Here is an 18,471-nt window from a genome sequence, read left to right as displayed (position 1 = left end):
TTTATCACTATTTTCCTCTCCCCGGGCGGAGAGAGGAAATAAGCAAAGCCGATTACAGGATTTCCAGCAGCTCGACTTCAAACACCAGGGTGCTGAATGGTGGGATAGACGCGCCAGCGCCGCGCTCGCCGTAGGCCAGGTTTTGCGGGATAGTCAGTTCCCATTTGGAACCGACTGGCATCAGGGTCAGAGCTTCAATCCAGCCAGCGATTACGCCATTTACCGGGAACTCAGCCGGTTCACCGCGCGCAACAGAGCTGTCAAACACAGTACCGTCGATAAGCTTACCGGTGTAATGTACACGGACGTGGTCAGTGCGAGCCGGGATTACGCCATCGCCCTGGTTGATCACACGGAACTGGAGGCCAGATTCGGTGCTGTTAACGCCTTCACGCTCGCGGTTCTCTTCCAGGAATTTAACACCTTCTGCTGCCATCTCTTCGAAACGCGAGCGACGTACGGCGTCAGCACGTTCGTGGATTTCGCGCAGCGCACGGTGCACAACATCTACAGGAACAGCAGGATGTTTGCCTTCCAGCGCGTCAGCGATACCCGCCACCAGCGCTTCCGGTAACAGTCCTTCCAGGCCGGATTCGCTCAGTTGCTGTCCTACCTGCAAGCCGATACCGTAGCTTGCCTGCGCTTCGATAGTGTCAAAAGTCGGGGTGGTCATGGGTTTTCCTTCCATCACATTTAAAGTAGCGGGCAGCATAACAGTCACACCCCATCGGGTAAAACTTTGTCTTAAGTTAAGATGACAAATTGCGGGGAAACAGAAACAATAGAGCCCGTCAGGATATTTCCTAAATATGTGTCACGGAAGCCGACTTTGTTACGCCCGTCAGGCAGTTAGCAAACTACACTTCTCAGGACAGGATAAAAAAGACGCGGAGCAGGAGGAAAGCCATGCCCGGGCGATTTGAACTGAAACCTACCCTGGCGAAAATCTGGCAAGCACCAGATAATTTTCGCATCATGGACCCGCTGCCGTCTTTGCATCGCAAAGGCATCATCATTGGGGCGCTGCTGGTCATTCTGGGCTTCCTGCTACCTTCTGGTGGCGATAACAGCGATACCGCGCCAGCCGCCCGCAATGCTCAGCTGGATATCCAGTCTCAGGCGCGGCCGCAGCCCGATCCTCAGCCAATGCAGACTCAGCTGGTCACCCCCTCTAACGATCCGGGCCAGGTTGCTCCCGTTGAGCCAGAGCCAGTACAGGACGAACAACCGCAGGATCAGGCATCTGCTCCTGAGCAACCCCAAGCCCAGACTCAGCAGCCGACAGGTATTGAGCAACAATGGCGTTCGTATCGTGTAGAGCCGGGTAAAACGCTTGCACAGCTGTTCCGTGACCATAACCTGCCGCCAACAGATGTCTATGCCATGGCACAGGTTGAAGGGGCGGGTAAACCGCTCAGCAATTTGCAGAATGGCCAGATGGTGCAGATCCGCCAGAATGCCAGCGGGGTCGTGACCGGGTTAACGATTGATACCGGGAATGGTCAGCAGGTGCTGTTTACGCGCCAGCCCGATGGCAGTTTTATCAGAGCACGTTAATTCACAGGCCGGGTAAGGCGAAACCGCACCCGGCCATGTTCGTCTCAGGCACTGCGCTTATTCACCCACCAAATCCCTGAGCAAACCAGCACCAGCGCCACCGCGTATTTGATATCCAGGATATTCTCACCAAGGAAAATCGCGGAAAGCACCGTCCCAGCCACCGGCACAACAAAGTTGAACGGTGCGATCATACTGACGCGGTTCACCTTCAATAACACGCTCCACAGCGCGAAGGCCACCGAGGAAAGCAACGTCAGATAGCCGAGCACCGCCAACGCCTTCAGGCTATGCACTTCCAGCGTACCGCCCGTTGCGTAGCCGCCAGCCACCAGTACCGCGCCACCGATAGCAAGCTGCCAGCCCGTCATTACTGTAGGATCGACCGTCTGGGAGATGCGTTTCCCGTATAGCGTAGCGGCAGAGAGAATAAAGGCCGCCAGCACCACGAAGCCGTCGCCATTCCAGACAAAGCGGAATTCACTTAACCCACTGTGGAAGTTCACGAGCATGACCCCGGCAAACCCCAAAATACAGCCCAATGTCTTGTTATAGCTGAGCTTGTCGTTGTGATAGATGAAATGCGCCAGCAACACGCTAAAGAAAGTGCCAGTGGCATTCATGATCGAGCCGTTGACGCCAGTCGTGTAGGCCAGCCCTATATAGAAGAAGGTGTACTGAATCGATGTCTGGGTCAGCCCAAGGAGGGTGAGCTGGCCGAACTGTTTTGTTGTCAGCCGGGCGATAGGCTTGCGCTGAGCCAGTGCGAACAGCAACAGGATCAGCCCCGCGAAAAGAAAACGGTATCCGGCAAAGACGACTTTTGACGGAACATCATCAGTCGCGATACTAAAGAGTTCATAACCACTTTTTATTGCCGGGTAAGAGCTTCCCCAGAGCAAACAGCACAGGGTGGCGCAGGCATAAGCGACATTTTTACGGGCGAAAATCGGTACGGATAAGGGGGTGTCCATAGCAAATCCCAAAGATAAAATTGCGTTTCATTTTATTATCTGAGAATGCGACAGGAATAACTACCATACAAGAAGAAAAGAAGATTTCTGGAAGCCTAAAACGCAAAACGCCGGCACAAGGCCGGCGCTTCAACGTGAGCAGAGTAAAAAATTACTCAGCTACAACGCTAACAACCAGTTTAGCGAACACTTCGCTATGAACCTGGAAGTCAACTTCGTGCTCACCAGTGGTACGCAGAACGCCGTTCGGCAGACGAACTTCGCTCTTAGCCACTTTAACGCCAGCAGCAGTTACTGCATCAGCGATATCGCGGGTACCGATGGAACCGAACAGTTTACCTTCGTCGCCAGATTTGGAAGCGATGGTAACGGTGCCCAGTGCGTTGATTGACTCAGCGCGAGCGTTAGCAGCCGCCAGAACGTCAGCCAGTTTGGCTTCCAGTTCAGCGCGACGTGCTTCGAAAAACTCTACGTTTTTCTTGGTAGCTGGAACAGCTTTACCCTGTGGAACCAGGAAGTTACGAGCGTAGCCCGCTTTAACGTTTACCTGATCACCCAGGCTGCCCAGGTTTGCTACTTTATCAAGCAGAATAACTTGCATTACCTTATCCTCTTAAAGTCGTATTAATGGACCGTGCCCGATTACTGATGACGATCAGTGTACGGCAGCAGGGACAGGTAGCGAGCGCGTTTGATAGCGCGAGCCAGCTGGCGCTGGTATTTTGCACGAGTACCGGTGATACGGCTTGGGACAATCTTACCGCTTTCGGTGATGTAGTTTTTCAGCGTTGCGATATCTTTATAGTCGATCTCTTGAACGCCTTCCGCGGTGAAACGGCAGAACTTGCGACGACGGAAATAACGTGCCATATGGCTAGTCTCCAGAATCTATCAAATCAATCTGCTCGGCATGCAGAACCATTTTGCTCAGACCGTTCTTTGCCTTGTGGCAAGAAATGAACCCCTGAACGATTACTGCACTACCGACCGTTATACTGTGAGTAATGGCCTGGTTTTCGTGTCCGCTAATAATAACGGGCATTTGGCACCACGCCTGCCGGTGAAACCCGGCTTCCTCTTGCACAGAACGATGCTCAAGCACGAACTGGCAATGCGGAATTCCTGATGGACTGACCTTTCGAAGGGGGGTCCTGCACACAGTGCCTGACAACACCAGACGGTTGGTCATCAGAAATTACTCTTCAGAATCCCCAGCATCAGAATCATCTGCGGTTTCGTTTGCGAAATCATCGCGACGCTCACGGCGCTCGTCTTTCGCTTTAACCATCGGAGATGCTTCGGTAACTGCGTTTTTAGTACGCATAACCATGCTGCGGATAACGGCATCGTTGAAGCGGAAGTTAGTTTCCAGCTCATCGATCACTTCCTGCGGAGCTTCAACGTTCAGCAGAACGTAGTGAGCTTTGTGCAGTTTGTTGATCGGGTAAGCCAGCTGACGGCGGCCCCAGTCTTCCAGACGGTGGATCGTGCCCGCTGCTGCAGTGATTGCACCAGTGTAGCGCTCGATCATACCCGGAACCTGTTCGCTCTGGTCAGGATGGACCATAAAAACGATTTCGTAATGACGCATCGAATTGCTCCTTACGGATTATTCAGCCTCCTGTCTGGGTCAGCCGAGGCCCGGGGAGGCAAGGAACGTGTTAAAGGTCGGCTGAAAAATTGACGCGTCATAATACTTGCGAGCTCCCGAAAACTCAAGCTGATTGCGCAAAAAATTCGCACAAAGCGCAAAGCCAGACTAAGTGGATGATTTAAAATTAATCACATCTGGAAGCGTTGTTTTTTTGAACAACAGCATCAGAAATGGTCACCAATCCCCTCCAGAGAAGCGATTACACTTTAATCAGAGTTCATCCAAAGGCAGAAGGAGATGTTTAAACCGTCACACAGCACGCAGTCGTGGAGCGCATATCATGAAAAAAATCGCAATCGCCGTACTGGCTGCGCTTTTGCTTAGTGCAAACGCGATGGCAGCCATCAAGATAGACGGCCGGCAGGCCAGAAACATGGATGATGTGCAAAGCTTAGGCGTAATCTACATCAATCATAATTTCGCCACTGAAAGTGAAGCAGATCAGGCAATTAATGAAGAAACCGATGCCCAGGGCGCAAAATACTATCACGTCATTCTGATGCGTGAGCCCGGCAGCAACGGCAACATGCACGCAAGTGCAGATATTTACCGATAACGCTTTAACGCTAGCACCAGGAAAGCCAACAAAGACAACATAGCCATAGTTTGACTTGCCCCCTGCCCGGGGGCTTTTTTTTGCAGATGGCTCTGAAATACCACCGGTTACAACGATTTTGGTATTCCAGAGCACGTGTTTACTTCTGCCCGTAATAGGCATCCGGACCATGCTTACGCATGAAGTGCTTGTTCATCAGATAATTATCAATAGCCTGAAGCTGTGGGTTAATACCGCGGGCAATCCAGGCCATTCTGGCTACTTCTTCCATCACCACCGCGTTATGAACAGCGTCATGGGCATCTTTTCCCCATGCAAATGGGCCGTGCTGATAGACCACTATGCCAGGCGTATGCAACGGCTCGCGCTCACCGAGTGTTTCAATGATCACCTGCCCGGTGTTGAGCTCATACTGCCCTTCCACTTCCGCCTGAGTAAGCGCTCGCGTGCAAGGAATATCGCCGAAGAAATAGTCTGCATGGGTGGTGCCCAGCGCCGGAATGGCCAACCCTGCTTGTGCCCAGGCGGTAGCATGTGTTGAGTGGGTATGCACGATACCACCCAGCGACGGATATCGCTGATAAAGCGCCAGATGGGTAGCGGTATCCGATGACGGTCGCCATCTGCCCTCGACGACATTTCCTTCGAGATCAACGACCACCATATCGTCAGCTTTCATGGTGTCATACGCCACACCGCTTGGCTTAATCACCACAAGCCCCTGCTCACGATCGATAGCGCTGACGTTACCCCAGGTGAACGTCACCAGGCCATAACGCGGGAGATCCATATTGGCTTCAAAGACCTGCTGTTTAAGCTGCTTCATGCCCGGCCTCCAGTAATCCTGCCCGCACCATACGCTCGCGCACCCAGTCTCGGGCTTTTGCCACTTCACCAGCCGGATCGTCCGATGTTTCACTCCACATCTCAATCAGATAGGGTCCGCAATAGCCAGTCTGCTTGAGGGTCTGGAAGCACCGTTCGAAATCCACCACCCCGGTGCCGAACGGAACATTTTTGAACACACCCGGACGTGTATCTTTGACATGTACCGCCACGATATGCCCCATCCCCGCCTGCAACTCCATCTGTACATCGTTATCCCACGCCGACAAGTTGCCGATATCGGGATAAAGCTGGAACCAGGGGTTATTCAGGTAGTGTGCGTAGCCCAGAGCCTTGCTGATGGAGTTCATCAGCGGATAGTCCATGATTTCCATCGCCAGCGTCACCTGGGCACGGCTGGCCATTTCGACGCTCTCTTTCAACCCATCGCGGAAACGGCGGCGCGTTTCATCGTTGGCTTGCTGATAATAGACATCGTATCCGGCGAGCTGGATGACGCGGATCCCCACATCCTGGGCAAACTGAATAGCTTTACGCATGATGTCCAGGCCTTGAGCACGCACCGCATCGTCTTCACTTCCCAGTGGAAAACGACGGTGAGCGCTCAGGCACATAGACGGTACACGCACGCCGGTTTCAGCCACTGCATTCACCAGCGCCAGACGCTGCTCGCGGCTCCAGTCCAGCCGGGAGAGACGCACGTCTGTTTCATCTACTGACATTTCGACAAAATCGAATCCCAGCTGCTTTGCAAGCTGCAATCGTTCTGACCAGCACTCCCCCGCGGGGAGCGCCTTTTCATAAATGCCAAGCGGGACCTGTTTTGACAACATACCCACTCCTTAGCCCCACAGCTGAGCAATTGAGCGTTTGAATTGGCGTGCGGCTTCCACCGGAGAGGCCGCATCGCGAATGCTACGACCGGCAATAAAGACATGGATCGGAATACCTTTAAACAGCGGCAAATCTTCCAGCGCCAGGCCGCCGGTCACGGTGACTTTGAAGCCCATATCCGCCAGGCGTTTGATGGCACTGATATCCGCTTCGCCCCAGGCCACACCCGCCGCCTGCGCATCGCGACTACGGTGATACACCACCTGCTGAATGCCCGCATCGCGCCACTCCTGCGCCTGCTCCCAGGTCCAGAAGCCGGTCAGTTCAATCTGCACGTCGCCGTTAAACTCTTTTGCGACGTCCAGCGCACCTTTGGCGGTGTTGATATCCGCACAGCAGATAACGGTGACCCAGTCTGCGTTGGCTTCAAAACACATGCGGGAGAGGATTTTTCCCGCATCGGCGATTTTCGCGTCCGCCAGTACGATTTTATGCGGATAGAGTGCTTTCAGGTCGCGAACCGCGCGAACGCCTTCACCCACGCACAGAATAGTGCCGACTTCGATGATATCCACCTCTTCCGCAATCAGGCGGGTGGTTTCATAAGCGTGAGACAACGTCTGGTTATCCAGCGCAACCTGCAACATTGGTAATGACATTTCAAATCCCTCTTAAACAGCCGCCGCAGTGGCGTTATCAATTAAATCCAGCACTTCCTGCCCGGTACGACAGGCGCGTAAACGGTCAAAATTGGCTTCATCATCAAACAGATTGACGATCTGCATGATGCCGACTTCCTGATGGGTGTTGGCATCAACGGCCGCCATGGTGATCAGAATATCGACCGGATCGTTATCTTCATGGTTGAACACCAGCGGCTCTTTTAATGTCACCAGCGCGAAACCTGTTTTTTTGACGCCCTCTTCTGGGCGACCGTGCGGCATCGCCAGCCCTGGCGCAATGACGAAATACGGGCCGTGCTGCGCCACGCCATCAAGAATGGCCTGGTAATACCGCGGCTCGACAACGTCGGCCTTAACCAGCAGATCCACACTCAGCTTTACCGCTTCCTGCCAGGTACTGGCCTCAGCCTGTAAAAGGATGGAGTTATTGTCTGCCAGCGAATCACGTAGTTTCATGTGGCGTCCTTACTTCACGTCTTGCGGGAAGTGCGCGTTGATCACTTCCAGCAGCTTTGGACCAAAATCTGCGGGAGACAGCATATTGCGCACACCCACCACATGTTTATTGCCTGAAACAGTAATCTCCCCGGCAATATGGGTAGAGGCGATGATGATGTCCGCGCCGTTCAGTTCACTTTTGTATTCCCCCACCGCGCAGCTGTTTACCGTGTGGTCGATGTTTGACTGGGTTAAAAATTGGTCCACTTTCATCTTCATGATCATGGAGCTACCTTGCCCATTGCCACACACAGCCAGGATACGTACGGTCATAATCGAAACTCCTTAGTGAGCAGAAACTTCTGCTGTTTGTTTTTCCGCATCTTCTTCAGCCCGCAGCGAGCGGCCAGCGAAGAACATATAAGCAAGGGCGATCAGGATGATGACGGCCATAAATACCAGCCCGACAGAGGCGAAGCCTTGCATCATCGGCGGTGCCAGAATTGACCAGTCCGCCATGCCCATCCAGGCACTCATCCCCGTGAGTTTGACCGCCCACACGCAGCCGAAGATTTCGATCATGCCCATCACCAGACAAATCTTGAGCGCCGCGCGCCAGCCGCCAAAGTGGTTAGCAAAGACGCCGATAGTGGCGTTGGAGAAGAACATCGGGATAAAGCCAGGAATGATGAGAATAGAAGAACCGCAGCCCACCAGAATGCCGACGGCAATCAGCTGACCGATGGTGCCCCACATAAAGCCCCAGACGACGGCATTTGGCGCGAAGCTATAGATAGCGGCGCAGTCAATCGCCAGTACGGCACCAGGGATCAGGCGTTGGGAGATACCGTTGAAGGCTTCTGATAGTTCAGCCACGAACATACGCACGCCCTGGGTGATGATAAAAATCGCCACCGCGAACGAGAAACCGGTTTGCAGGATGTAGACCGTCCAGTGCGTTTTGCCCGCCATCGCCTGGACGACGTCGATGCCGAAAGAGAGCAGGATCGCGCCGAAGAAAATGGTCATCACAATCGCGGTAGAGACGATGTTGTCATGGAAAATATTCAGCCAACCAGGGAGCTTCAGGTCTTCAACGCTCTCTTCTTTTTTCCCCAGGAATGGCGCGACTTTATAGGCAATCCAGGAGGCGAACTGCTGCTGGTGACCAATTGAGAAACCACACCCATCGGTCACTTCTTGCGTTGGCTTGTACATCATATTGGAGGTGATCCCCCAATACAGCGAAACCAGAACCGCTGTGCAGATGATCGTTGTCCACATCGGATAACCGAAGATATAAAGGGATACGGCAATCAGCCCGGCCTGCTGGAACATGATATGGCCGGTCAGCATGATGGTGCGGATACCCGTTATACGCCGCAGCAGAACGTAGATAATGTTCAGCGCCAGCGCGAGCAGGACGGCGTACCCTACCCAGCTATACGCATCGCCCATACGATCGATCGTTGCCATCATTGACGCGTAAGTGTCAGAGATGGCGCCATTGATGCCATACACTTCCGACATTTTGGCGACCACGGGCTTAAAAGTGCCCGTTAAAATGCCAGACCCCGCCTGTAACAACATAAAACCGATAATGGTTTTAATGGTGCCTTTGATAATGACGCTCACGCTTTTGCGTAACAGGATATAGCCCAGACACGTCACGATCCCCAGCAAGAGCGGAGCATTGGTCATTACCTGGTTAAAGAAAACGGTAAAGACGCTGTAGAGGATTTCCATAACACTCTCCAGAAAGTTGGAGCACGAGGTCACCCTCATGCGGTTGGTGCCAACACTCTATTAATCACAAATAATCACCACAAGATTGAATCTGATTATTTGTGAGCCATCACGCAAATTATTTCCATATACTTAATATTGATTTTCATTACGATATTAAAATCATTAATTAATCATTAAAATTCATACAATTAATCACCTTAAGACATTCTATTTACCGTAACACCTTAAAACTTACCCGCCCCTTCCAGCGGCGTAAAAGTGAAAAAATGGCATTGCAATGCTGATTTAATGGTGACAACATAAATCACAACCAATTATAATGTGATTAAATTTGATTTAAATAGGGAGCATAACGATGAGTAAAGTGAACACCATCACCCGCGAATCATGGATTCTGAGCACCTTCCCGGAGTGGGGCAGTTGGCTGAACGAAGAGATTGAGCAAGAGCAGGTTGCACCGGGTACCTTTGCGATGTGGTGGCTTGGCTGTACCGGGATCTGGCTGAAATCAGAGGGTGGTGCGAATATTTGCGTGGATTTCTGGTGCGGAACAGGCAAACAGAGTCACGGCAATCCACTGATGAAAAAAGGCCATCAGATGCAGCGTATGGCAGGGGTAGAAAAGCTTCAGCCAAACCTGCGTACCACACCTTTTGTGCTCGATCCGTTCGCTATTCGTCAGATTGATGCGGTTCTGTCTACCCACGATCACAACGATCATATCGACGTCAACGTGGCGGCAGCGGTGATGCAAAACTGTGCCGATGATGTCCCGTTCATTGGCCCGCAAACCTGCGTTGATTTATGGGTGGGCTGGGGTGTGCCGAAAGAGCGCTGCATCGTGATGAAACCAGGCGATGTGGTAAAAATCAAAGACGTTGAAATTCATGCGCTGGATGCCTTTGATCGTACCGCGTTAATTACGCTGCCAGCCGATCAAAAAGCAGCGGGTGTGCTGCCGGATGGCATGGACGAACGCGCGGTGAACTACCTGTTTAAAACCCCTGGTGGCTCCCTCTATCACAGCGGTGATTCCCACTACTCCAACTACTACGCGAAGCACGGCAACGAGCACCACATCGATGTCGCGCTGGGTTCCTACGGTGAAAACCCGCGCGGTATCACCGACAAAATGACCAGCGCCGATATGCTGCGCATGGCGGAAGCGCTGAACACCAAAGTGGTGATCCCGTTCCACCACGATATCTGGTCAAACTTCCAGGCCGATCCCCAGGAAATCCGCGTACTGTGGGAGATGAAAAAAGACCGGCTGAAATACGGCTTCAAACCGTTCATCTGGCAGGTCGGTGGCAAGTTCACCTGGCCACTGGATAAAGACAATCTTGAATACCACTATCCGCGTGGCTTTGATGATTGCTTCACCATTGAGCCAGACCTGCCGTTTAAGTCGTTCCTGTAATTGTGGCGCCCAATCGCCAGACCCCTGTGTCTGGCGATGTTATATTTTGCTTAGTAATTTCAGGCTATTTCAAATATTATCTTTTAAAATCAATTCTTATCGGAATAGCTCATGACGGAAGCGCAACGGCATCAAATTTTACTGGAACTATTAGCGCAAACAGGTTTTGTCACCGTAGAACAAGTGATTGAACGCCTGGGCATTTCTCCGGCCACCGCACGCCGCGATATCAACAAGCTCGATGAAAACGGCAAGCTGAAAAAAGTCCGCAACGGTGCGGAAGCCATTAGTCAGCAGCGCCCGCGCTGGACGCCGATGAACATCCATCAGGCGCTGAACCACGATGAAAAAGTGCGCATCGCCAGAGCGGCTTCGCAGCTGGTGAATCCCGGCGAGAGCGTGGTGATCAACTGTGGCTCGACGGCGTTTCTGCTGGGGCGGGAGATGTGTGGAAAACCGGTACAGATCATTACTAATTATCTGCCTCTGGCCAACTATCTTATCGACCAGGAGCATGAGAGCGTGGTGATCATGGGCGGTCAGTACAACAAGAGCCAGTCCATTACGCTAAGCCCGCAGGACAGCGAAAACAGCCTCTACGCCGGACACTGGATGTTTACCAGCGGCAAGGGTCTTACCGCTGAAGGCCTGTACAAAACCGATATGCTGACGGCGATGGCCGAACAAAACATGCTTAACGTGGTGGGCAAGCTTGTTGTGCTGGTCGACAGCAGCAAAGTAGGTGAGCGCGCCGGAATGCTGTTCAGCCGGGCAGAGCAGATAGACATGGTGATCACCGGGAAAAATGCCGATCCCGTGATCCTCCAGAAGCTGGAAGATCAGGGCGTCACAATCCTGCGCGTTTAAAGGTGTTTACGGAAAAACGCGACCGTGGCATCCAGCGCGGCTGGTGTGATGCGGTGCCGCACACCGGCTTCCCACTGACAGGTTAAATTCCCGTCCAGCCCTTCACTGTTGAGTGCCTGCTGTAAGCGGAAGGTTTCAACGGCAGGCACAATGTCGTCTGCTTCGCCGTGCCACAAGAATAACGGCCTGTTAGCCAGTTGTGGCAATGCATGGGTTACCTCCCATTTCGCCAGTGGCGCCATCACAGCCTCAACATCATCCTGCTCTCGGGGCGGAAACAGCGTCTGCGAGAGGGAAGTGAAATATCCTGATCCCATCAGGCAGGCCACAGATTTCACCTCTGGATGACGGGTCATGATCCCAAGAGCCGTCATTCCCCCCATTGATGCCCCTGCCACCGCCAGGCGGTTATCCGCCACCAGCCCCGCCTGGTGCAATGCATCGCGCAGCGCGGCGAACTCGGTAAGGCTGCCGTGAAGGATTTGCCAGAACTGCCCAAGACGGGCCTGTTCATCACCCGTATAACGTGCGCCGTGATCGGGGGCATCCGGCATTACCACACGAAAACCCGCCTGTGCCAACGCGACTGCAAAGTAGCTGTAAACCAGCTTAGATGAAGTAAACCCATGATAAAAAACCACAACGGGCAACGGTTGCTGACCTTTCCCAGCCGGAAAAGCATGTAGAATTTCGTGGTCACCGAGTCGTTGTGTTTCAAGTTCTATCATTGTCGATCCTTTGCAATTGAATGATTCATAATGTTGAGAACTGGGTTACGCTTTCACGACATTTTCATTCGAAATTTACGCCCCAGATAACACTTCGGGAACATTCCCCCAAAACTAAATTTACAGACAACTACACTATGGCTATCAGGAAACGAGATATGGTTATGCGCAGGTTAGCTGCTTTATTGCTGGTGTCACTGCTCAGTGGCTGTAGCGCGCTGCAAGGCACGCCACAACCCGCTCCCCCGGTTGCCGATCACCCGCAGGAAATTCGTCGTAATCAGACGGAAGGATTACAACGAATGGGTACTGTTTCCGCGCTTGTTCGCGGCTCCCCGGATGATGCGCAAGCCGCAATAAAAGCACAGGCCGTCGCTGCAAAAGCAGATTATTACGTCATCATCATGGTTGATGAAACCATCATTACGGGACAGTGGTACTCACAGGCGATTTTGTACCGTAAATAATGGGCTTCATTTGAACGACATTTACACTGCTTTTCGTCCATAGACATTTTCCTGTCCACAATAAACTCCATGCCCGCAACAATGGAAGTGAGTTTATTCGCGAAGGATTGCCCGGCGGATACCGGAGACATGTGAAATGGAGCTGACGATGAAACGAACTCTTGCTTTGACCTCTCTGTTGCTCTCAGCAGGCCTTGTGAGCACGACTGCGCAGTCAGCTGAATTCGCCAGTGCTGATTGTGTTACTGGCCTCAATGAAATTGGCCAGATCTCCGTGAATAACATTTCGGGGAGCCCGCAAGACGTTGAACGTGTAGTTGCATTAAAAGCAGATGAACAGGGTGCTTCCTGGTATCGCATCATCCAGATGCAGGAAGATAACCATGTCGATCAGTGGCGGGTACAGGCCATTCTCTACGTGTAATACCTCCAGATAAAAGCCACTTATTTTTAGTGGCTTTTCGTTTTTGCAAATCTTTTATCCTTTAATAAACCATTCAAAAACAATTAAATAACATTTTGTTACATTAAGAAGATAAATGTTATCTCTACCCTGCCGTTGAAGAGCCATACCTTTTCAATAATGAGCAATTTATGATCAGTTTTTTCCGCCGTGCGGGTCTGGGCACTAAGCTATCGCTGCTTACGGGCGTGAGTGTCGCTATTCTTTTCCTGTTTTTCACTTTTCTGCTTAGCCATAAAACCAGCCAGCAGCTTGAAGCCCTTGCAGTCGAAGACCTGCACAACCAGTCCACCGGCATGGTTGATATGGTTCAGATGTTTAACACCAGCCTGAGCGAAGAGGTCGAAAACTATACCCGGCTGTTCAGCACCTTTTTACCTCAGCCCCTCAATATTGATAACAGCCAGAGTCGCACAATCAATGGGATGAACGTCCCCCTGCTGAAAGGTGGCGAAACAGAGCTTCATGAAAATAATAGCCTTTCTGACGACTTCCTGAGCCGTACAGGCGCTATCTCAACCCTGTTTGTACGCAGCGGTAACGACTTTGTCCGCGTAGCCACCTCACTGCGCAAGGAGAACGGCGATCGGGCCATTGGCACCGTACTGGATACGGCAAGCCCGGCCTTTGCCTCCGTGAGCAAGGGGGAAGTGTATCGCGGCCTGGCATTGTTGTTTGGCAAACGTTACATCACCCAATATCAGCCCGTTAAAAACAGCGATGGCCAGGTGATTGCCATCATGTTCGTCGGCGTGGATATCACCCACTCCTGGAACGCGATGCGCGAGAAAATCCTCAACCGCCGTCTGGGTGAGAGCGGCCATTTCTTTGTTCTGGATCGCAGCAGCGGAAAAACGCACGGGCAATTCCTGTTCCATTCCAGCGAGGAGGGCCAGTTACCTAAGTGGAGCAACGCAATCCAGCAGCAGTTGCTGAGCGATAAATCCGGCACGCTGGAGCGCGAAAGCGATGATGGCCGCACCTTAAAAATGGCCTGGACGCCGATGCCTGGCTGGAACTGGACTATTGTAGGTGAAGTGGATAAATCGGTACTTCTCGCAAGCGTTACCACGTTACGTGACCGCTTCCTGGTGGCGGGTGTGGTGCTATCCGCGCTCTTCGCGGGTCTGTTTGTACTTATCATTCGCAGGTTGCTGACGAGGCCTCTGCGTGACGTTATCCACCTGGCGCGTCAATATGCCGCCGGTGACCTCCGCGCCAATCTGCCCGTCACCCGTCGTGATGAAGTGGGCCAGTTGATCACCGCCATTAACGGGATCGGCGCTGGATTACAAAAAATCGTCCTTCAGGTTCGTGAAGCCGCTGGCGAGATCCACGTGGGTACTAACGCACTGGCATCTGATAGCGGGGAGATCTCAGAGCAGATCAACAAACAGGCCAGCAGCGTGGAAGAGACTTCTGCCAGCATGGAGCAACTGGCCGCTACCGTGCAGCAAAATGCCGCCAACATGGAGCAAACACAGCAACTGGTGGGCGAAACCTCACAGGCCGTGCATCAGGGTGGCAAGACGGTCACCCACGCGGTAGCCACCATGGATGATATTCGCGACGCATCGAAACGTATCGAATACATCACGCGTGTGATTGAGTCAATTGCATTTCAGACCAATATTCTGGCACTCAATGCGGCTGTTGAGGCGGCTCGCGCTGGGGAACATGGCAAAGGTTTCGCCGTGGTGGCGCAAGAAGTTCGCGCCCTGGCGGCACGTAGCGCCAATGCGGTGAAAGAGATTGAGCAGCTGATTGGCGACACGCTGAATAAAGTGAGCGAAGGCCATGCGCTGTCTGAACAGACGCGTCTGGCGATGGATGCCATCATCGTTCATATCGATAACATCAGCCAGTTGGTCACGGAGATTAACCACGCTTCCCACGAGCAATCGGCGGGGATACGTCAGGTTAACCTTGCCATGACGCACATTGGCGAGGCCTCGCATATCAACGCCGACCGCGTTTCACGCAGCGAGCAAACCGCACAAACGCTACATGAGAAAGGCTCGCACCTCACCCAACTGGTCAGCCTGTTCCAGTTAAAAGATTAACCTACCCTGCCCGTGGCGCGCAGCAGCAGGTCATTTTGTACCTGTTCGCTCAGAAGTGACCCGCCACGGGTATCGAGCATCATGCGGCACCACGCCTGCGCGACCGGCGGCGATGCGTGCCGCAGCATCTGACTTCCGGCCCCCAGCCAAAAGAGCTGTTGCGTGATCTCCCTGCCCTGCGCCTCCTGAGGTTTACGCAGTTTTTGCTGGAGCTGACGCCAGCTACGATCAAAATGCCGATCCTGCCCTTTTACCTGAGCAAAATCATCGGTGAGCAGCTCGAGTATGCCGGGCTGCTTTGTCAGTACGCGCAGAACATCCAGGCACATGATATTGCCCGAGCCTTCCCAGATGCTGTTCACCGGCATTTCCCGGTACAGGCGTGGGAGTTCACTCTCTTCGCAATAGCCAATACCGCCCAGCGCTTCCATCGCCTCTGCGACAAACGGGATACCGGCTTTGCACACGCCATATTTTGCCGCTGGGGTGAAAAGCCGTGCCCAGGCGGCCTCCTGTACGTCTTCCCGCAAATCCCAGGCACGTGCAAGGCGAAGAAGCAACGCGGTTTGCCCCTCAAGCACCAGCGCCATCCGGCTCAGTACATCGCGCATTAAAGGCTGATCGATAAGATTCTTACCAAATGTCTGTCGCTGATGGGCATGGTATAGCGCCACAGATAACGCCCGACGCATCAGGCCATGGCTGCCAAGCGCACAGTCGAGGCGCGTCATACCGCCCATTCTGAGGATTTGTCGAATTCCTTCGCCCTCCTCACCCAAAAGCCAGCCAGCGGCGTCAAGAAACTCTACTTCGCAGCTGGCGTTGGAACGGTTGCCCAGCTTATCTTTCAGCCGCTCCAGACGTACGGCGTTGCGCTGCCCGTCAGGTAAAAAGCGCGGAACAAAAAAGCAGGATAGTCCCCCTTTCGCCTGAGCCAGCACCAGGTGCGCGTCACTTTGTGGCACCGAGAAAAACCATTTGTGGCCCACCAACCGGTAACTCCCGTCACTGCTTTTCTCCGCTTTGGTGGTATTGCTGAGAACATCCGATCCACCCTGTTTTTCGGTCATCCCCATACCAATCAACACCCCACGCTTTTGTCCACCAGGTGCGAGATGCGGATCATAGCGATCGCTGTGCAAAGGCGTGAGCCAGTCACGAAAAATTTTGGGCAGCGCCTGCTGAAGCAACGGTGTGGCGGCAAAGGTCATGGTGACGGGGCAAAGTGTACCCGCTTCTACCTGAGCATGGAGGATAAAGCGCGCCGCCCTGGCGACGAACGAACCTTTGCGCGCGTCCTCTTCCCACGCCAGGTTGTGAACCCGGTTGGCGCATAACCCCTGCATCAGTAAATGCCAGGCCGGGTGAAAACGCACATCATCCAGCCGTTCGCCCGTGGCGTCATAGCGCAGAAGTTCCGGCGGATTGACGTTAGCCAGCCTGCCAAGTTCCAGGGATTCCGCCGTACCCAACTGTTGGCCAATGCTGGCGAGGAGGTCTATGTCCCACTCAGCTCCTTCGCGGTTTACCGCTTCACGCAATGCGCAATCCGAGAGGAAAAGATTGCTGTTGGAAAGCGGCGCAGGCTGATTAAAAACCGTGTGCGTTTGCCAGGTCATGTTGTGTCCCTCCTTCAGTGGCAATGAAGGTAAGTATGGACACCCTGGGCTAACGCTGCATGGGAGTGGGGTCACAGGCTGGCAATCCCACTGAAATCATTCGTGAAATAGCTCACATAACATAAGAATAAACTATTTCATGACCGATTATTTGTTGAATAATTTATTCCTATCTTTCCAGTGAGGCTCCTTATGCAACCTTCACACTTTGCGCCGGATGCGCACAAGCGCGCGTTAATTGCCGGCTCTATTGGTAATTTTATCGAATGGTATGAATTTGCGGTCTACGGTTTTCTGGCGACCGTGATTGCGAAGAACTTCTTCCAGCTGGAAGGGGATGCGGGGCTGACTAGCCTGATCCTCACCTACGCCTCGTTTGCTATCGCCTTCTTCTTTCGCCCGCTGGGGGCGGTTGTGTTTGGCCGGATGGGTGACCGGATTGGCCGCAAACCCACGCTGATTATTGTCCTGGTGCTGATGACGCTCGCCACCGCTGCGATTGGCATTGTGCCGGTGTATGCAAGCATCGGGATTGCCGCACCGCTGATGATTACGTTGCTTCGCATATTGCAGGGGTTGTTCGCCGAAGGTGAATACGGTGGCGCTGTCTCTCTAATGACCGAGTTTGCGCCACGCGGCAAGCGTGGCCTGTACGGCGCATGGCAATCTTTCACCGTGGCGCTGGGGCTGCTGGCGGGCGCGGGTATTGTCGCCCTCCTCTCTGCGCTGCTTACCCCGGAAGCACTACACGACTGGTGCTGGCGCATTCCGTTCTTCCTGGCCCTGCCAATGGGCGTGGTTGCCCTCTGGCTGCGCGTCAGCATGGAAGAGACGCCAAGCTTCGTCCAGCAGCAAGAAAAGCCGGTTGTCGCTCAGGCTCACACGGCGGCGACGCTGAAAGCCATCGTGATAGGGATTGGCCGGGTAATGGTGTGGTCGGCGGCGGGATATACCTACCTGGTGATTATGCCCACCTATTTACAATCGGCGCTGCATACCGGGTTTAATCAGGCACTGTTGATTGCGGTGATTTCCAATATCGGCTTTGCGCTGACCATCATTCCATCGGGGATCCTGAGCGACCGGATCGGCCGACGTACCGTGATGCTCATTGCCACCGGGTTGCTTCTTATCCTCGCCTTGCCGCTGCTTAAAATCCTCCAGGCTGAGTCCAGCACGCTGGCAATAAAAGCAATAGTGGTGCTGGTTGCGGGCGGCCTGGTAGGAATGCTGGCAGGGCCAGGGCCTGCCATGCTCTCAGAGATGTTCCCGACCCGTGTGCGTTATACCGGGCTTGGGCTGGCCTATTCACTGTCGAACGCAATTTTCTCTGGCTGCGCGGGTTTGATTATCACCGGGCTGATTAAAGAGACAGGTAACCTGGATATTCCGGCGTATTACGTCATGGCAACGGCAGTGGTGAGTATTGTGGCACTGATGACGCTCAGGAAGGATGACCATTTGCGGTCTTTAGAGGAGTAATTGTTTTGCCCGGTGGCGCTGCGCTTACCGGGCCTATGGTACCGTGCTTTTGTAGGCCGGGTAAGACGAAG

Annotated in this window: 22 protein-coding genes; 8 read left to right on the top strand and 14 right to left on the bottom strand. The window is 53.3% G+C overall.

Annotated elements, in window-relative coordinates:
* Positions 1-52 precede the first annotated feature (52 nt).
* The gene (gene fklB, locus HV107_RS12625) at positions 53-673 is read right to left on the bottom strand and encodes an FKBP-type peptidyl-prolyl cis-trans isomerase (protein ID WP_182063397.1); all 621 of its coding nucleotides are present in this window, start codon (positions 671-673) and stop codon (positions 53-55) included.
* Positions 674-906: 233 nt separating this feature from the next.
* Here fklB and HV107_RS12620 point away from each other — a divergent pair, with 233 nt between their 5' ends.
* Positions 907-1,557, top strand: coding sequence for an OapA family protein (locus tag HV107_RS12620; RefSeq protein WP_182063396.1), 651 nt, complete (start codon positions 907-909; stop codon positions 1,555-1,557).
* 44 nt (positions 1,558-1,601) lie between these two features.
* On the opposite strand, the gene HV107_RS12615 is transcribed toward HV107_RS12620, so the two are convergent.
* The 5 genes from HV107_RS12615 to rpsF all read right to left on the bottom strand — a co-directional run bounded on the left by HV107_RS12615 (position 1,602) and on the right by rpsF (position 4,122).
* Positions 1,602-2,531 carry a DMT family transporter gene (locus tag HV107_RS12615; protein ID WP_182063395.1) on the bottom strand — a complete coding sequence of 310 codons (930 nt, stop codon included), beginning with the start codon at positions 2,529-2,531 and terminating at the stop codon, positions 1,602-1,604.
* A 151-nt stretch (positions 2,532-2,682) separates the two neighbouring features.
* Positions 2,683-3,132 carry a 50S ribosomal protein L9 gene (gene rplI, locus HV107_RS12610; protein ID WP_182063394.1) on the bottom strand — a complete coding sequence of 150 codons (450 nt, stop codon included), beginning with the start codon at positions 3,130-3,132 and terminating at the stop codon, positions 2,683-2,685.
* A gap of 41 nt (positions 3,133-3,173) precedes the next feature.
* Positions 3,174-3,401 carry a 30S ribosomal protein S18 gene (gene rpsR, locus HV107_RS12605; RefSeq protein ID WP_000135199.1) on the bottom strand — a complete coding sequence of 76 codons (228 nt, stop codon included), beginning with the start codon at positions 3,399-3,401 and terminating at the stop codon, positions 3,174-3,176.
* A gap of 4 nt (positions 3,402-3,405) precedes the next feature.
* Complete coding sequence (gene priB, locus HV107_RS12600; RefSeq protein ID WP_014068638.1) at positions 3,406-3,720, bottom strand: primosomal replication protein N; 315 nt, start codon at positions 3,718-3,720, stop codon at positions 3,406-3,408.
* 6 nt (positions 3,721-3,726) lie between these two features.
* Complete coding sequence (gene rpsF / locus HV107_RS12595; protein ID WP_182063393.1) at positions 3,727-4,122, bottom strand: 30S ribosomal protein S6; 396 nt, start codon at positions 4,120-4,122, stop codon at positions 3,727-3,729.
* A 343-nt stretch (positions 4,123-4,465) separates the two neighbouring features.
* On the opposite strand from rpsF, the gene yjfY reads away from it, so the two are divergent.
* Entirely contained in the window at positions 4,466-4,741 is a 276-nt protein-coding gene (gene yjfY / locus HV107_RS12590; RefSeq protein ID WP_182063392.1) for a DUF1471 family protein YjfY, read from the top strand.
* A 139-nt stretch (positions 4,742-4,880) separates the two neighbouring features.
* Here the strand turns inward: yjfY and HV107_RS12585 are convergent, their stop codons facing one another.
* The 6 genes from HV107_RS12585 to ulaA are packed head-to-tail and all read right to left on the bottom strand — an operon-like array spanning position 4,881 to position 9,288.
* Entirely contained in the window at positions 4,881-5,567 is a 687-nt protein-coding gene (locus HV107_RS12585; RefSeq protein ID WP_182063391.1) for an L-ribulose-5-phosphate 4-epimerase, read from the bottom strand.
* A complete protein-coding gene (locus HV107_RS12580; protein WP_182063390.1) occupies positions 5,554-6,420 on the bottom strand; it encodes an L-ribulose-5-phosphate 3-epimerase in 867 nt (288 codons plus the stop codon). The genes HV107_RS12585 and HV107_RS12580 overlap by 14 nt, the downstream gene beginning before the upstream one ends.
* A gap of 9 nt (positions 6,421-6,429) precedes the next feature.
* Positions 6,430-7,080 (bottom strand): 3-keto-L-gulonate-6-phosphate decarboxylase UlaD, encoded by a 651-nt coding sequence (gene ulaD, locus HV107_RS12575; RefSeq protein WP_008502901.1) that lies wholly within the window; start codon positions 7,078-7,080, stop codon positions 6,430-6,432.
* A gap of 12 nt (positions 7,081-7,092) precedes the next feature.
* Positions 7,093-7,560, bottom strand: coding sequence for a PTS ascorbate transporter subunit IIA (ulaC, locus tag HV107_RS12570; RefSeq protein WP_182063389.1), 468 nt, complete (start codon positions 7,558-7,560; stop codon positions 7,093-7,095).
* Positions 7,561-7,569: 9 nt separating this feature from the next.
* Entirely contained in the window at positions 7,570-7,875 is a 306-nt protein-coding gene (gene ulaB / locus HV107_RS12565) for a PTS ascorbate transporter subunit IIB (protein WP_182063388.1), read from the bottom strand.
* A gap of 12 nt (positions 7,876-7,887) precedes the next feature.
* The gene (ulaA, locus tag HV107_RS12560; RefSeq protein WP_182063387.1) at positions 7,888-9,288 is read right to left on the bottom strand and encodes a PTS ascorbate transporter subunit IIC; all 1,401 of its coding nucleotides are present in this window, start codon (positions 9,286-9,288) and stop codon (positions 7,888-7,890) included.
* 358 nt (positions 9,289-9,646) lie between these two features.
* Between ulaA and ulaG the strand changes: the two genes are divergently transcribed.
* Together ulaG and ulaR are read left to right on the top strand one after the other, a co-directional pair.
* Positions 9,647-10,711 (top strand): L-ascorbate 6-phosphate lactonase, encoded by a 1,065-nt coding sequence (gene ulaG / locus HV107_RS12555; RefSeq protein ID WP_182063386.1) that lies wholly within the window; start codon positions 9,647-9,649, stop codon positions 10,709-10,711.
* Positions 10,712-10,822: 111 nt separating this feature from the next.
* The gene (gene ulaR / locus HV107_RS12550) at positions 10,823-11,578 is read left to right on the top strand and encodes an HTH-type transcriptional regulator UlaR (RefSeq protein ID WP_182063385.1); all 756 of its coding nucleotides are present in this window, start codon (positions 10,823-10,825) and stop codon (positions 11,576-11,578) included.
* Here ulaR and yjfP read toward each other — a convergent pair.
* Positions 11,575-12,306 carry an esterase gene (gene yjfP / locus HV107_RS12545; RefSeq protein WP_182063384.1) on the bottom strand — a complete coding sequence of 244 codons (732 nt, stop codon included), beginning with the start codon at positions 12,304-12,306 and terminating at the stop codon, positions 11,575-11,577. The two genes, ulaR and yjfP, sit on opposite strands and share 4 nt — an antisense overlap.
* 137 nt (positions 12,307-12,443) lie before the next feature.
* Between yjfP and bsmA the strand changes: the two genes are divergently transcribed.
* The 3 genes from bsmA to HV107_RS12530 all read left to right on the top strand — a co-directional run bounded on the left by bsmA (position 12,444) and on the right by HV107_RS12530 (position 15,299).
* Complete coding sequence (bsmA, locus tag HV107_RS12540; RefSeq protein ID WP_182063383.1) at positions 12,444-12,773, top strand: biofilm peroxide resistance protein BsmA; 330 nt, start codon at positions 12,444-12,446, stop codon at positions 12,771-12,773.
* Between the two features lie 136 nt (positions 12,774-12,909).
* Positions 12,910-13,197: a DUF1471 family protease activator YjfN gene (gene yjfN / locus HV107_RS12535; RefSeq protein ID WP_014068625.1), complete on the top strand. Its 288-nt coding sequence runs from the start codon at positions 12,910-12,912 to the stop codon at positions 13,195-13,197.
* 170 nt (positions 13,198-13,367) lie between these two features.
* A complete protein-coding gene (locus HV107_RS12530) occupies positions 13,368-15,299 on the top strand; it encodes a methyl-accepting chemotaxis protein (RefSeq protein ID WP_182063382.1) in 1,932 nt (643 codons plus the stop codon).
* Here HV107_RS12530 and HV107_RS12525 read toward each other — a convergent pair.
* Positions 15,296-16,918 (bottom strand): isovaleryl-CoA dehydrogenase, encoded by a 1,623-nt coding sequence (locus HV107_RS12525; protein ID WP_182063381.1) that lies wholly within the window; start codon positions 16,916-16,918, stop codon positions 15,296-15,298. The genes HV107_RS12530 and HV107_RS12525 overlap by 4 nt on opposite strands.
* Positions 16,919-17,110: 192 nt before the next feature.
* Between HV107_RS12525 and HV107_RS12520 the strand changes: the two genes are divergently transcribed.
* On the top strand, positions 17,111-18,400 hold the full coding sequence (locus tag HV107_RS12520; RefSeq protein WP_182063380.1) for an MFS transporter: 1,290 nt from the start codon (positions 17,111-17,113) through the stop codon (positions 18,398-18,400).
* The last annotated feature ends 71 nt before the right edge of the window (positions 18,401-18,471 follow it).

The sequence above is a fragment of the Enterobacter sp. RHBSTW-00175 genome (assembly GCF_013927005.1).
Lineage (GTDB): Bacteria > Pseudomonadota > Gammaproteobacteria > Enterobacterales > Enterobacteriaceae > Enterobacter.
The sequence above is the reverse complement of the archived record's forward strand: the minus strand, read 5'-3'. Positions and strand labels throughout refer to the sequence as shown.

Coding starts and splice junctions, on each gene's coding strand:
- fklB (WP_182063397.1), bottom strand. CDS start 673: ATGACCACCCCGACTTTTGACACTATCGAAGCGCAGGCAAGCTACGGT.
- HV107_RS12620 (WP_182063396.1), top strand. CDS start 907: ATGCCCGGGCGATTTGAACTGAAACCTACCCTGGCGAAAATCTGGCAA.
- HV107_RS12615 (WP_182063395.1), bottom strand. CDS start 2,531: ATGGACACCCCCTTATCCGTACCGATTTTCGCCCGTAAAAATGTCGCT.
- rplI (WP_182063394.1), bottom strand. CDS start 3,132: ATGCAAGTTATTCTGCTTGATAAAGTAGCAAACCTGGGCAGCCTGGGT.
- rpsR (WP_000135199.1), bottom strand. CDS start 3,401: ATGGCACGTTATTTCCGTCGTCGCAAGTTCTGCCGTTTCACCGCGGAA.
- priB (WP_014068638.1), bottom strand. CDS start 3,720: ATGACCAACCGTCTGGTGTTGTCAGGCACTGTGTGCAGGACCCCCCTT.
- rpsF (WP_182063393.1), bottom strand. CDS start 4,122: ATGCGTCATTACGAAATCGTTTTTATGGTCCATCCTGACCAGAGCGAA.
- yjfY (WP_182063392.1), top strand. CDS start 4,466: ATGAAAAAAATCGCAATCGCCGTACTGGCTGCGCTTTTGCTTAGTGCA.
- HV107_RS12585 (WP_182063391.1), bottom strand. CDS start 5,567: ATGAAGCAGCTTAAACAGCAGGTCTTTGAAGCCAATATGGATCTCCCG.
- HV107_RS12580 (WP_182063390.1), bottom strand. CDS start 6,420: ATGTTGTCAAAACAGGTCCCGCTTGGCATTTATGAAAAGGCGCTCCCC.
- ulaD (WP_008502901.1), bottom strand. CDS start 7,080: ATGTCATTACCAATGTTGCAGGTTGCGCTGGATAACCAGACGTTGTCT.
- ulaC (WP_182063389.1), bottom strand. CDS start 7,560: ATGAAACTACGTGATTCGCTGGCAGACAATAACTCCATCCTTTTACAG.
- ulaB (WP_182063388.1), bottom strand. CDS start 7,875: ATGACCGTACGTATCCTGGCTGTGTGTGGCAATGGGCAAGGTAGCTCC.
- ulaA (WP_182063387.1), bottom strand. CDS start 9,288: ATGGAAATCCTCTACAGCGTCTTTACCGTTTTCTTTAACCAGGTAATG.
- ulaG (WP_182063386.1), top strand. CDS start 9,647: ATGAGTAAAGTGAACACCATCACCCGCGAATCATGGATTCTGAGCACC.
- ulaR (WP_182063385.1), top strand. CDS start 10,823: ATGACGGAAGCGCAACGGCATCAAATTTTACTGGAACTATTAGCGCAA.
- yjfP (WP_182063384.1), bottom strand. CDS start 12,306: ATGATAGAACTTGAAACACAACGACTCGGTGACCACGAAATTCTACAT.
- bsmA (WP_182063383.1), top strand. CDS start 12,444: ATGGCTATCAGGAAACGAGATATGGTTATGCGCAGGTTAGCTGCTTTA.
- yjfN (WP_014068625.1), top strand. CDS start 12,910: ATGGAGCTGACGATGAAACGAACTCTTGCTTTGACCTCTCTGTTGCTC.
- HV107_RS12530 (WP_182063382.1), top strand. CDS start 13,368: ATGATCAGTTTTTTCCGCCGTGCGGGTCTGGGCACTAAGCTATCGCTG.
- HV107_RS12525 (WP_182063381.1), bottom strand. CDS start 16,918: ATGACCTGGCAAACGCACACGGTTTTTAATCAGCCTGCGCCGCTTTCC.
- HV107_RS12520 (WP_182063380.1), top strand. CDS start 17,111: ATGCAACCTTCACACTTTGCGCCGGATGCGCACAAGCGCGCGTTAATT.